General features: G+C 67.1%; 12 protein-coding genes. All 12 read right to left on the bottom strand.

The window, feature by feature from the left end:
* Positions 1–7: 7 nt before the first annotated feature.
* Positions 8–1,729 carry a thiamine pyrophosphate-binding protein gene (locus API01S_RS06015; RefSeq protein ID WP_061303610.1) on the bottom strand — a complete coding sequence of 574 codons (1,722 nt, stop codon included), beginning with the start codon at positions 1,727–1,729 and terminating at the stop codon, positions 8–10.
* On the bottom strand, positions 1,726–2,655 hold the full coding sequence (locus API01S_RS06010; protein ID WP_061303609.1) for an HpcH/HpaI aldolase/citrate lyase family protein: 930 nt from the start codon (positions 2,653–2,655) through the stop codon (positions 1,726–1,728). The genes API01S_RS06015 and API01S_RS06010 overlap by 4 nt, the downstream gene beginning before the upstream one ends.
* Complete coding sequence (locus tag API01S_RS06005) at positions 2,652–3,935, bottom strand: TRAP transporter large permease (RefSeq protein WP_006219429.1); 1,284 nt, start codon at positions 3,933–3,935, stop codon at positions 2,652–2,654. Before API01S_RS06005 ends, API01S_RS06010 begins: the two co-directional genes overlap by 4 nt.
* A 4-nt stretch (positions 3,936–3,939) precedes the next feature.
* Positions 3,940–4,419, bottom strand: a complete 480-nt coding sequence (locus API01S_RS06000) for a TRAP transporter small permease (RefSeq protein WP_061303607.1) — start codon at positions 4,417–4,419, stop codon at positions 3,940–3,942.
* Positions 4,419–5,360, bottom strand: coding sequence for a TRAP transporter substrate-binding protein (locus API01S_RS05995; protein ID WP_409360602.1), 942 nt, complete (start codon positions 5,358–5,360; stop codon positions 4,419–4,421). The genes API01S_RS06000 and API01S_RS05995 overlap by 1 nt, the downstream gene beginning before the upstream one ends.
* Positions 5,361–5,482: 122 nt before the next feature.
* Positions 5,483–6,622, bottom strand: a complete 1,140-nt coding sequence (locus tag API01S_RS05990) for a lactonase family protein (RefSeq protein ID WP_061303605.1) — start codon at positions 6,620–6,622, stop codon at positions 5,483–5,485.
* A complete protein-coding gene (locus tag API01S_RS05985) occupies positions 6,619–7,464 on the bottom strand; it encodes an ATP-binding cassette domain-containing protein (protein ID WP_061303604.1) in 846 nt (281 codons plus the stop codon). The genes API01S_RS05990 and API01S_RS05985 overlap by 4 nt, the downstream gene beginning before the upstream one ends.
* Positions 7,461–8,459, bottom strand: a complete 999-nt coding sequence (locus API01S_RS05980) for an ABC transporter ATP-binding protein (protein WP_061303602.1) — start codon at positions 8,457–8,459, stop codon at positions 7,461–7,463. Before API01S_RS05980 ends, API01S_RS05985 begins: the two co-directional genes overlap by 4 nt.
* Before the next feature lie 4 nt (positions 8,460–8,463).
* Positions 8,464–9,333 carry an ABC transporter permease gene (locus tag API01S_RS05975; protein WP_006219435.1) on the bottom strand — a complete coding sequence of 290 codons (870 nt, stop codon included), beginning with the start codon at positions 9,331–9,333 and terminating at the stop codon, positions 8,464–8,466.
* The gene (locus API01S_RS05970; protein ID WP_006219436.1) at positions 9,330–10,247 is read right to left on the bottom strand and encodes an ABC transporter permease; all 918 of its coding nucleotides are present in this window, start codon (positions 10,245–10,247) and stop codon (positions 9,330–9,332) included. The genes API01S_RS05975 and API01S_RS05970 overlap by 4 nt, the downstream gene beginning before the upstream one ends.
* Positions 10,248–10,349: 102 nt before the next feature.
* Entirely contained in the window at positions 10,350–11,855 is a 1,506-nt protein-coding gene (locus API01S_RS05965; protein ID WP_039883214.1) for an ABC transporter substrate-binding protein, read from the bottom strand.
* Between the two features lie 189 nt (positions 11,856–12,044).
* Entirely contained in the window at positions 12,045–12,794 is a 750-nt protein-coding gene (locus API01S_RS05960; protein ID WP_061303600.1) for a FadR/GntR family transcriptional regulator, read from the bottom strand.
* Positions 12,795–13,044 lie beyond the last annotated feature (250 nt).

The following is a 13,044-nucleotide window of genomic DNA, read 5'->3' as shown; positions in this document are numbered from 1 at the left end:
CGTCCTTTCAATGGGCGTTATTGGCGTTGCGGGCAAGGCGGGCCTGGGCGGCTTCGCGGATGCCCATCAGGGTTTCGCCGGGGGCGATGCCGTTGGCGTCGTAGCGGATTTCCAGCAGCGCGGGCAGGTTTTCCTTGCTGGCGAAAGCCAGCGCGCGTTCGAAGGCGGGGCCGAAGTCGGCGGTGTTTTCGACCGCCTCGCCATAGCCGCCGTAGCCTCGCATGATCTGCGTGAAATCGGGGTTCTCAAAGCCCAGCGCAATCGGACGCGCCGGAAATTCGCGTTCCTGGTGGGCGCGGATCGTGCCCCAGATGCCGTTGTTGAACACCAGCACCACGACGCCCAGCTTGTATTGCAGCGCCACGCCCAGTTCCTGCATATTCATCTGGAAGCAGCCATCGCCCGCGTAGCAGACCACGGGGCGCTGACGGTCTTCCAGCTTGGCGGAAATGGCGGCGGGCAGGCCGTAGCCCATGGAGCCGACCGTGGGCGTCAGGCTGGTGCCCGGGCCCGTGTAGCGGCGATAGCGGTGCGGATACAGCGCGTAATTGCCCGCGCCTACAGTGATGCAGGCGTCGGCGGGCAAATGCGCATCGACATAGGCGGCGGCCGAGTCCAGGCTCATCGGGCCGGGCGAGGGCAGAGGCGTCAGGCTGTCGACCAGTTCCTGATGCGCGTTGCGCACGGCCTCACCGCGCGGCGTGGCGTGGCCCGGCGCAAGGCTGGCGACGCTGGCGGCGAAGCTGGCCACATCGGCCACGATTGCCTGCGTCGGCGAAAACACCCGGCCCAGCTCGGCCGCGTCGGGGTATACGTGGATCAGCTTCTGGCGCGGCAGCGGGCTTTCGATCACCGTATAGCCTTCGGTCGTGGCTTCTCCCAGGCGCGTGCCCACGGCCAGCACCAGGTCGGCGTCCTTCAAACGCTGGCGCAGCGCGGGCGTCATGGCCCAGCCGACGTGGCCGGCGGCGTTGGGATGGCGCTGGTCAAAGCACTCCAGGCGGCGCCACGCGGTGCCTACCGGCAGCTCGAAGCGTTCGGCGAACCCGGCGATCTGGTCAATGGCCGTCTGATGCCAGCCGTTGCCGCCCAGCAGCAGGAAGGGGCGTTCGGCGGCGTCGAGCAGGCTGGTCATGCGTGCCAGATCGGCGGCGCCGGGGTGGCTGTGCACGCGCGGGTAGCGCGGCAGGTCCGCCACGCGGGCGGTGCCCCACAGCGTGTCTTCGGGCAGGGCCAGCACCACGGGGCCGGGCCGGCCGCTGGTGGCGACGGCGAAGGCGCGGGAAATGAATTCCGGGATGCGGTCGGTGCGGTCGATCTGCGCCACCCACTTGGCCATCTGTCCGAACATGCGGCGGTAGTCGATTTCCTGGAAGGCTTCGCGCTCCATGAAATCGTTGCCGACCTGGCCCACGAACAGGATCATCGGCGTGGAGTCCTGGTAGGCGGTGTGCACGCCGATGCTGGCGTTGGTGGCGCCGGGGCCGCGCGTCACAAAGCAGATGCCGGGCTCGCCGGTCAGCTTGCCATAGGCTTCGGCCATGTAGGCCGCGCCGCTTTCCTGGCGGCAGACGATGGGCTCGATGGCGTCGGTGTGCTCGTTCAGCGCATCGATGCACGGCAGGTAGCTTTCGCCCGGGATCATGAACACGCGGCGCGCCCCATGGATGCGCAGTTGCTGCATCAGGATCTGGCCGCCGTTGCGTTCGGGAAGTGCGGATGACGTCATGCAAGGTCTCCTTGTTGCGGGACGGCCTGCGCGCGGCGCTCGGCGGCCCATCGTTCGAATTGGTCGTGGCGCGCCAACAGGCGGCGCGCGGTGTTGTAGGTGGGCGGGTCGATGCGTTCGGCGTCGTGGCGGCCGGCGCGCTGCGCCTCGAAACGCGCCACGCAATCGCGGGCGGCGTCCACCTCGGACGCGGCGGGCGTGAATACCTGGTGGATCACCGGCACCTGTTCGGCCACCGTCGCGCACTTGGATTTCAGGCCCAGCCGGCGCGCCCAGCGCAGGTCGGCCTGCAAGGCAGGCAGGTCGCGGTAGTTGAAGGGGCAATCGATCGGCACGCAGCCGGCTGCCACGCAGTCCACCAGGAAGCGGGCGCGCACGGCGTGCAGTTCGATGCCATCTTTGCCGCGTTCGGCGCCCAGGCTGGCGGTAAGGTCCTCGGCCGCCAGCAGGCAGGCGGACACGCGCGGGCTGGCGCTAAGAATATCCAGCGCCCGTACCAGCCCCAGCGCGGACTCCAGGGTCGGCACGATCTCGGTGCTGCCCGGGGGCAGGCCAAGCTCGGCCTCCAGCGCGCCGATGGCCTGGTCCAGCGCGACGATCTGCGCGGCACTTTCTGCGTGCGGCAGCAATACCGCGTCCGGCGCGCCCGGCATCACGCCGCGCAGGTCGGCCAGGCCGTCCTCTTCCAGCTTGTTGATACGCACGGCGGCCACCACGCCCTGCTCGCGGCAGGTGGCAAATAGCTGGGCGATGCGCGGCCGGGCGGCCGGGCGTTCGACCGGCGCCGTGAACTCTTCCAGGTCGGCCACCAGCGCATCCGCGCCGCTGGCAAGACCCGCGGCCTGGGCGGCGGCGTCCATGCCGGGCACGAACATCCAGCTGCGGCGCAGCGACGGGGGGCGGCGTGTATAGGAGGGTTGGGTCATTGAACGTGCCTCGGCAGGAACAGCACCAGATCGGGAACAAAGGTCAGGAGCAGCATCACGGCGGTCATGGCCAGCATCATCCACGACAGCGGGCGCAGCGTCTGCATCATGTTGATGCCGCCGATCTTGCAGGCGGCCATCAGGTCCACGCCGACCGGTGGGGTGTTGGCGCCGATGGCCATGTTGATGGACAGCAGGATGCCGAAGTGCACCGGATCGATGTTGTAGTGTGCCAGCACCGGCATCACGACGGGGGCCACGATGATGATGACGGGAATCGCCTCCATGAAGGTGCCCAGCAGCAGCAACACCACGGTCAGCACCAGCAGGACGGTGGTTTTGCTGTCGGTCCATTCGACCAGCAGGGCGGACAGCGCCTGCGGCACCTGTTCGGCCACCAGCACCCAGGCGAACAGGCCGGACGCGCCGATCAACAGCAGGATGGAAGCGCTGCTCTCGCCGGTGGACTTCAGGTTGTCCCACAACGACCGCAGGCTGAGGGAGCGGTACCAGAAGAAGCCGATCAGGAGCGCATAGACGATGGCGCTGGAGGCGGCCTCGGTGGCGGTGAAGATGCCAAAGCGGATCCCGCCGATGATCAGCACCGGCACCATCAGCGCGGGCAGCGCGTCGATGCCGGCGGCGCGCAGCTCGCTCCAGCTGAACGGCTGGCCGCCGGCCCAGTTGTACTTGCGCGATTGCCAGATGGCCACACCGATCAACGACAGGCCCAGCAGGATGCCGGGGATGATGCCCGCCACGAACAGCTTGCCCACCGAAGTGTCGGTGATGGTGCCGTACACGATCAGCACGATGCTGGGCGGAATGATGGTGGACGTGGCGCCCGCGCTGCCCACCAGCGCGCACGAGAAGCCCTTGTCGTAGCCGCTGCGCGCCATGGCGGGCAGCAGCAGGCTGCCGATGGCGACCACGTCGGCAACGCCGGACCCGGACAGCGCGCCGAACATCAGGCAGGCCAGCACGGCGACCACGGCCAGGCCGCCCTTGATGTCGCCCACGATGGCGGCGCACAGGCGCACGATGCGCTGGGTCAGGCCCGCGCCGTTCATCAATTGCGCGGCCAGGATGAACAGCGGAATGGCCAGCAGCGTGAAGCTGTCCAGCCCCACCACGTACTGCTGCGCGGCGACCATCATGGGCGCGGCGTCGTACACGGCCAGGTACGCCAGGCACGACAGCACCAGGCCGAACGCGATAGGCATGTCGATCAGCACCGTGATCGTGAACACGCCCATCAGAAAGAGAGCACCCGAAGACATCTTGTTATTCCTTTGCCGTGGCGGGGGTGGGCGAGAACAGTTGCGCCAGATGGACGACGATGGTGACCGCGCACGCGAACGGCAGCGCCAGGTAGACCGTGCCTGCCGACACGTCCAACGCGGGCAGCGTCTGGTCGCCGGTCAGTTCGGCCAACTGCCAGCCGGCGTAGCCCAGCACCGCCAGGCCAACAATGACCAGCGCCTGGTTCAGCCGCTCGAAGGCCATCAGCACTCGCGGGTTGCGCACCATGAAGGGCAGCAGGCCGGCCATGAGGTGAGAGCGTTCGTAGCTGCACACCACGCCGCCGATGAAGGCCGACCACACCAGCACCAGGCGCGGCAGTTCCTCGGCCCAATGCGGCGTGGTGTGCGTGACGAAGCGCGTGAACACCACGTAAGAGATCAGGATCGCCAGCAAGGCCACCGCCACGGCGGCGAAGGCCTTGCTGATGCCCGACAGAATGGCGGACAGTCGGTTGAGCATTACTGGGCCTCGCGGTACTTCTGCACGATTGCCATCAGCTCGGGGCCGTAGGTGACCGAATAGGTCTTCCACACGGGCTGCACGGCGGCGGCGAAGGCGGTCTTGTCGACCTCGTTGACCTGCATGCCTTTCTCTTTGAGCTGCGCCACGAATTGCTGGTCGCCATCGGTGATCATCTTGCGCTGCGCGTCGCGCCACTTGTCGGCGGCGGCCTGCACCACCTTCTTGTCATCGGCCGAGATGCGGTTCCAGACGGGCTTGGAGACGATCAGGTTGGCCGGACCCCAGACGTGGCCGGTCAAGGACAGGTACTTCTGCACTTCGAAGAACGACGAGGTGTAGATGATGGACAGCGGGTTCTCCTGCGCGTCGAACACCTTTTGCTGCAAGGCCGAATACAGCTCGCCGAACGCCAGCGGGGCAGGGTTCGCGCCCAGCGCGGTGAAGGTGTCCAGGCGCATCTTGTCGGGGGTGACGCGCGTTTTCAGGCCATTCAGGTCAGCCGGCTTGGCGACCGGGCCGCGGTTGTTGGTCACGTGGCGAAAGCCGTTTTCCCACCACGAAATAATGGTCAGGTTCTTCTTGTCGGCCAGCTTGGCCAGCGCCTCGCCCAGCTCGCCGTCAAACGCCTTGTACGCCTGTTGCGACGACGACCACGTATAGGGCAGCTCGACCACGCCAAACTTCGGTTCGATCGGCTGCAAGGAACCCGAGCCGATGATGGCTGCGCCCTGGCTGCCGATCTGCAAGCCTTCCAGCATGGTTTTTTCATTGCCCAGCTGGCCGCTGGGGAACAGCACGAAGTTGACGCGGCCGGCGGTCTTTTCCTTGACCTCGGCGGCAAAGCCTTCGGCCGCCTTGTTCCAGCTGTGGCTGGGGGCCAGCACGTGGCCCAGCTTGATGTCCATGGCGTGGGCCGACAGCGGCGCAATGCCTGCCATGGCGACCAGGGCGCCGCCGATCAGGGCGCGAAACGTTTGGGGAGCGTGGGTCATGGGGTAACTCCAGATGCAAAGGTGATGGATGGGTGGAGGGGTCGATAAGCGGCGGGGTGCGGCCCCGCTCAGTAGGATTGCGCCCGCATGGAGGCGGGGTGGCCGGGCAGGGCGATGCCTGTTCCCGTGTCGCGCAGGCCGTTGTCTCCCACGGCCAGCACTTGCAGGCTTGCGTCAAGAAAATTGCCCACGTACAGAAAGCGGCTGTCGGGGCTGAACGCGATGCCTTCGGGCAACGCGCCCACGTCGATGGCGCCCGCGCGCGTGACGCGCATTCCATCGATGCGAAGCAGCACGATCTGCCCGCGAGGGTGGTGGAACCACGCCGACGATGGGTTGTTCGAGCCTTGCACGATGGCCACGGCGGCGTAGCGACCGTCGGGGCTGATGGCGATGCCTTCGGGTCCGTCTTCCACCATCAGCCGGTCGATCACGCGCGGCGGCGTGGCCAGCAGATCGATCACGCTGATGGAATCCGCATGGCCGTCAGACGCCGTCGGGCTGCCCATGTCCACCACCAGCGCCAGCGCGCCATCGGGCGAGACGACCAGATTGAAGGGCACCAGGCCGGTGGTCAGGTCTTCGGCGGGGTCATGCGTGACGCGCGGCGTGGGGCCGGTTTCATCGATATGCAGCACGCCCAGTCGATGGGTGTCGGTCTTGACGACGAAGGCGCGGCGTCCATCGGCCGAGAACGAGACGGCGACGACGGGCGTACCCACGTCGACCTCGCCGCAGACCTGGGCGCGGCCCTCGCGCAACGCCAGCACGGATACCGACCGGCCCGCCTTGTTCGCCACCAGCGCCAGTGTGCCGGCGCGGTTGATCGACAAGCCCGACGGTTGCAGACCGACTTGCAGCGTCTGCACGATGGCGGGCGGGTTGGCGGCCAGGTCCACCACGTACAGATCGCGGCCCGGCGTGGGCTGCCAGCCGGCGCCATCGGCGCGCGCGGGCCAGTCCATGGAATCGGCGATCAGGGCCAGCCGCTGGTCGGGCGTCACCGCCAGATTGACGGGCGGACCGAACAGCGAATTGGGCAGTGGCAAGCTCGCCACCAGTCGGGGCACGGCCGGATCGGCGGCGGTCTCGAAGATGCTCAGGGTGTCATGCCCCGGCGGCTTGAAGCGGATGTGGCCGTCGTCCCAGGTGACCTTCTCGTCATTGCCGATCAGCAGGTAATGCGGCGCGGGGGATGTCGTCTTCATGCGGCGAGCTCCCGCGCTTGCGGCACGGCCAGCGTCGCGCCGATCAGTTGCCGGGTGTAGGGGTGGACCGGCGAAAAATAAACCTGGTCCGCCACGCCGCGCTCGACCACGCGGCCGCCTTGCAGCACCACGATCTCGTCGGCAATGTGCTGCACCACCGCCAGGTTGTGGCTGATGAACAGATAGCCCAGGCCGCGTTCGCGTTGCAGCTCCATCAGCAGATTCAGGATCTGCGCCTGCACCGACACATCCAGCGCGGACGTGGGTTCGTCGCAGATCAAGAGTTGCGGCTCCAGCATCAGTGCGCGCGCAATGGCGACGCGCTGGCGCTGTCCGCCCGACAGTTCGCGCGGATACCGAGCGGCGAAGGCGGGCGCCAGGCCGACCGCGTCCATCATGTCGCGCACGGCGGCCGCCTGCGTGGTGGCGTTGCCCATGTGATGCACGCGTAGCGGTGCGGTCAGGATTTCATGGATGGTGCGGCGCGGGTTGAGCGAGGAATACGGATCCTGGAACACCATCTGGATGCGGCGAGCGCGGGCACGCGCCGGCATTGCCGCCAGCGGCTTGCCGTCCAGCAGCGCCTGGCCCTGGGTGGGCGCCAAAAGCCCCAGCATCAGCTTGGCGATGGTGGACTTGCCGCTGCCCGATTCGCCCACCAGTCCGATGGTCTTGCCGGCCGGCACATGCAGATCGATATCGTGCAGGATGCGCGGCGCCGGGCGGCGCGAGAACAGGCCGGCGCGGCCATATTGAAAAGACAGGGCATTCAGGCAGATGCTGGCCGAGGATGCTTGTCCGTCCTTGTCTGCGTTCATGCGCGAATTCATGTGCGTGCTCATGCCATGGCTCCCAGGCGCAGCGCGCCGGGCTTGACGCACAGGCAGCGGTGGTCGTTGCGGATCTGCGGGGTCAGCGGTTGCGCGCAACGGGCTTCGGCCACCGGGCAGCGTTCGCGGAACGCGCAACCCTGAATCGCCACGTCCAGCGAGGGCACGACCCCCGCGATGGTGGGCAGGTCGGTGCGGGGCTCGGTGCGGCCGGGCTGCGGGATGCAGTTCAACAACATGGCGGTGTACGGGTGGCGCGGGTCGGCCAGCACGTCGGCGACGCTGCCGCCTTCGACGATGTCGCCCGCGTACATGACGATGACGTGGTCTGCGATGCGCGCAACCAGCCCCATGTCGTGCGAGATGAACACCATCCCCAAGCCGAATTCGGCCTGGATGTCGCGCAGCAGGTCCAGCAGTTCGGCCTGTACGGTGACGTCCAGCGCCGTCGTCGGCTCGTCGGCAATCAGCAGCTCGGGACCGCACATCAGCGCCATGGCGATCATCACGCGCTGGCGCAGCCCGCCCGACAGCTCGAACGGATACTGGCGCATGCGTTCTTCCGGGTTCGTGATGCCGACGCGCCGCAGCAGGTATTCAGCGCGCTCGGCGGCCTCGCGGCGGCTCACGCGCTTGTGCCGGCGCAGCACGTCGATCAGCTGCGTGCCGATCTGGAACACCGGATTCAGCGAGGTCATCGGATCCTGGAAGATCATGGCGATGCGCGCGCCGCGCATGTCGGCCAACTGGCGCGGCGTCAGCGTCGACAGATCCTGTCCCGCGAACTCCAGCCGCGCCATGCGGCGGCGCGCGGCGGCGGGCAGCAGGTCCAGCAAGGCCAGCGCCGTCAGCGACTTGCCGCAGCCGGATTCGCCGACGATGCACAACGTCTTGCCGCGTTCCAGCGTGAAGTCCACCGCGCGCACCACGTGCTTGACGTGCGTGGGGGTGTGGATGTCGATGTGCAGGTTTTCAACCCGCAGCAGGGGGTGTGAGGTAGCGGTCATGGCGTCAACCCTTCTTCATCTGGATGGCGCGCAGCGTTTCGCCCGCGCGGTTCACGCACAGCACCAGCACGAACAGCACGATGCTGGGAATGACGACCAGCGAGGGCTGGAACAACATGTTCTCTTTGCCCTCGGCGATCATCAGGCCGAGCGATGGCATCGGCGCGGGCACGCCCAGCCCCAGAAACGACAGCGAGGCTTCCAGCGTGATCGCCATGGCCGCATCCACCGTGCCGATGATGAGCAGGTTGCCCACCAGGTTCGGCAGGATGTCGCGCCAGATGATTTGCAGATGCGTGCAGCCTTGCAGGCGCGAGGCGGTGACGAATTCGGCATTGCGCAGGCCAGCGGCCATGGTGCGCGCGACCAGCGCATAGCGTTCCCACAGCAGCAGGCCCAGCACCAGCACCACCACGGTCAGCGATGCGCCCACCACCGACACCACGGCCAGCGCCACCAGGATGATCGGCAGCGCCAGTCGGGCGGTGATCAGGAAAGACACGGCGCGGTCCACCGCGCCACCGAAGTAGCCGGCGACCACGCCCAGCGTGGTGCCGATCAGTCCGCCCATCAGGGCGACCGACAGGCCGATCAGCGCCGACACCCGCACGCCGTACAGCGCACGCGCCAGCACGTCGCGGCCCAATTGGTCGGTGCCCAGGATGTGATTCCAGTCGCCGCCCTCGGCCCACACCGGTTCCTGCAAGCGGGCCAGCAGGTCCTGCGTATAGGGATCGTGCGGGATCAGGTACGGGCCGATCAGGCCGGCCAGCACCAGCAGCGCCAGCAGGCCTAAGCCAAACCGTCGGCCGGCGCGGGCAACGCGGTCAGCGCGCGGCGCGGCGGGCAGGGTAGTTGCAATAGCGTTATTCATGAGGCGGCTCGCACGCGGGGATCCAGCCAACCGTTGACCAGGTCGGCGAACAGGGTGAGGACGATGTAGATCAGCGCGAAGATCAGGATCAGCGCCTGCATCGTGGGAAAGTCGCCGCGCAGGATGGACGTCCAGGCCAAGAGGCCGGCGCCATTGATGGCGAACACGGTTTCGATCACGACGGAGCCGGCCAGCAAGGTGCCCATCTGCGCGGCGGCCAACGACACTAGCGGCCGCAAGGCGTTGCGCAGCGCGTACTTGAGCACCACGCTGGGGCCGCCCAGACCCATGGCGCGCGCGGTGCGGATGTAGTCGGTGGCCAGCACGGTTTCCATCTCGGACTTCATCAGCCGCAGCATCGCCGGCATGGCAAAGAGCCCCAGCGCCACCACCGGCATCACGTAGTGCTTCCAGCTGTCAAAGCCCGAGGCGGGCAGCCACTGGTTGCGCACGCTGAACACGATGATCAAGAGGAACGCCAGGCAGAACGGCGGCATGGCCTGCGCGCACGCGGACAGCAGCATGGTGGCCCGGTCGATCAGCGAACCCTTGCGCAATCCCGCCAGCACGCCCAGCGGGATCGCCAGCAGCAGCGCAAACGCCATCGCCGCCAGGCCCAGCTTGGCCGTGGCGGGAAAATGCTGGCCCAGCAGTTCGGCCACGGGGCGGTTGAAATACAGGCTGTCGCCGAAGTCGCCCCGGACCACGCCCGTGAGCCAGCGGCCGTACTGCACCAGGATGGGGTCGTCAAAACCGTGCTGCTGCGAGAGGCGGGCGGCGTCGGCCGCGCTGCCTTCGCCCGCCAGCCGCGCGGCCGGGTTGCCGGAGGCGAACACCAGCGAGAAGCTGATCAGCGACACGAACACCACCAGCAGGGCGGCGACCAGCAAGCGGCGATACAGGAATGCAATCATGGGTCAACCTTTGTCGGCGTGCACCGGCGCGCGCCGTCCCGCCCGGGCGCATGCGGCGCCCGGACCGGACTGACACAACGGCTGGCGCGATGGCCGCCCGGATCAGTTCCAGGTGGCCTTGTAGAAACGCGGAAACTCGTCGCCGTCCACCGAGAAGTTCAGGTCTTTGGCCTGCACGGCGTTCAGCGAGTGGTTCCACAACGGCACCCAGTACGCCTCGTCGGCCACGATCTTCTGCGCGGCGGCGTAGTTCTTGGCGCGCAGTTCGCGGTCGACCGACGTGTCCGCCGTTTCCAGGTACTTGATGACTTCCGGGTTGCGCGCCTGGTCGTCAGGGCCGCCACGGAAGAAGTTGCTGGTGGACAGCGCCGCGTCGGCAATGCCGTAGGAACCCCAGTTGGACGCCAGCATGGCGATCTTGCCGTCGCGCCAATTGGTCATGGCCGTGCCGTACTGCTGCTCGACGAGATTCAGCTTGATGCCGGCCTGCGCCATCTGAGCAGCGGCCGCGTCCAGGATGCTGCGCGGCGGGGCCGAGATCACCAGGTCCAGCGAAATGCCGTTGGGGTAGCCGGCCTGCGCCAGCAGTTGCTTGGCGCGCGCCGGATCGAACTTGTAGGCCTGCACATCGGCCGAGCAGCCGAACTGGGCCGGGTTGCACGCGGCGTTGATGACCTTGGACGCGCCACCCACCAGCGCGCGGCGGATGGCCTCGCGGTCGATGGCGTAGTTGATGGCCTGGCGCACCTGCTGCTTGGCCAGCGGCGATTTGCCATCGTCAAAACGCGGGTTCAGCGAGATATAGCTGATGCGCATGATGCTGCTGCTCTTGACCGTGACCGACGGCGTCTTCTCCATGCGCTTGGCCACGTCGGGCGGCACGCGCCAGATCCAGTCCAGGCCGCCGGACAGCAGCTCGGCGTATTGGGTATTGGCGTCCGGCAGCACGCGCACCACCAGCTTCTGCACGGCGGGCTTGGCGCCGAAGTAGTCGTCGAAGCGCTCGTACACGTAGCGGCTGCCCGGCTGGCTGTCCGTCAGGCGATAGGGGCCGGTGCCGATGGGCTTGGCGCCCATGTCGGATTGGTTGGCCTCGTAGTACTTGCGCGGGTAGATCGGCAGGTTCTCCGACAGCATTTCCAGCGCCAGCGGGTAGGGCGTCTTCATCTTGATGCGCACCGTGTCGTCGCCGACCTTTTCCGCCTTGGCGATCCACGCCACCTGGTTCTGAAAACGCGCCTTGTAGGCGTCGGAGGACACCAGGTTCAGCGTGTAGAGCACGTCGTCGATGGTCAGCAGCGAGCCGTCGTGAAACTTCACGTCGCGGCGGATCGGCAGGTCGATGGTGGTGTCGTCGACGAACTTGTAGCCCGTGGCGATGGACGGACCGAATTCACCCGTGTCCTGATTTTTTTGCAGCAGCCCCGAGAACACCATGCGCGCCAGCGCCAGGCCGGGACGGTCCGATTCCTTATAGGCGTCCAGCGTGGCGGGCGCGGCGTCGAACGCGATGTTCAACGAGTTGTCGGCCTTGTTGGCCTGGGCGGCATGAGCGCCTAGCGCGAGTAGCGCCGCGCTCACTAGCTTCACGGTACGGGTCAGCTGCATGTTTTCACCTTGATATGTTTTATGTGTTTGACGAACGGGCACTGCAAATTCATGATCCGGCGGGCAAGCCGCTCCCCTTGCCGCGGGCAGCGCGCTGGGCGCCGGCGGTGCATGCACGGTCGGTAGGGGAGAGCGCCCGAAGGCGCCGGGCTGAGGCGTCAGCCGGTCAGGGGTCGGTGGGTCATCGCATCATCGAATCCCGCCATTGCCGAAATCTTCGCGCAGGCGCGCCAGGATGCCGACCAGATGGTCGTGCATGGCGTGGCGTGCGCGGATGGGGTCGCGGTCGACGATGGCCGCGAGGATGCGTTCGTGTTCTTTCTGCGCTTCGCTCCACACCTTGGTGGTCACGAAGTGTTCTTCCAGGCGGTGAAACACGGGGCTCAAGGTGCTCAGGTGCCAGATGTGCGAAATGGCGGCGGCCAGCGCGGCGTTGCCGCAGGCCGCGCCGATGGCGCTATGGAACGCGCGGTCATGCACGCTGGGCGACTCCGTCAGCGACATGCCTTCGTGCGCGGCGCGGATGGCGGCGATCTGCGCGGGCGAAGCCTTCTGCGCCGCCAGCGCCGCGCATTCCGGCTCGATCAGCAAGCGCGTTTCCAACAGATCGAACGGGCCGATATCGGTGGCATCGACGTTGTCGGCCGTGGCCGCCGAGGTGGTGCCTTGCGCGCTTTGCGCGTCCTGATACTGGCCGTCTTCACGCGGCGGGCACACGAACACGCCCGTACCGACCCGCACATCCACATAGCCTTCGATTTCCAACGCGATCAGCGCTTCGCGCACCGACGCCCGGCTTACCTGCAATTGCTCGGCCAATTCCCGCTCGGCCGGCAAGCGGCCGCCAGCAGGAAAATCCCCCGCCTTGATGCGCGCGGCGATCTGGTCGGCAATCATGCGGTAGAGGCGGGTGGAGGCAACGGCCTGAAGGGAAGTCATGGGGCGTAGAGGTAGGGTTCCGGGGGATAGAGCGTAATAGGTCTTGGGCGGATGTGTCTTGCGGCGGGTTGGCGTTTGCGCGGATTTGTTTGGATGCCTGATGGTCCAGTGGTCAGGCCACTGGACGAAATGTACCGGACGCGGCCGAGCTTGGGAACGGGGAGCCGCGCAAATTCTCTACGTTTCAGGGAAAACCACTAGCGGGGTGATCCGTTCGTGGCATCGCGCGCGGCATGCCGAACCGCATCGC

The organism is Achromobacter piechaudii NBRC 102461, assembly GCF_001571245.1.
In the GTDB taxonomy this organism is placed as follows: Bacteria; Pseudomonadota; Gammaproteobacteria; order Burkholderiales; family Burkholderiaceae_B; genus Achromobacter; species Achromobacter piechaudii.
Note: the sequence above shows the minus strand (reverse complement) of the source record. Positions and strands in the feature narration are given on the sequence as shown.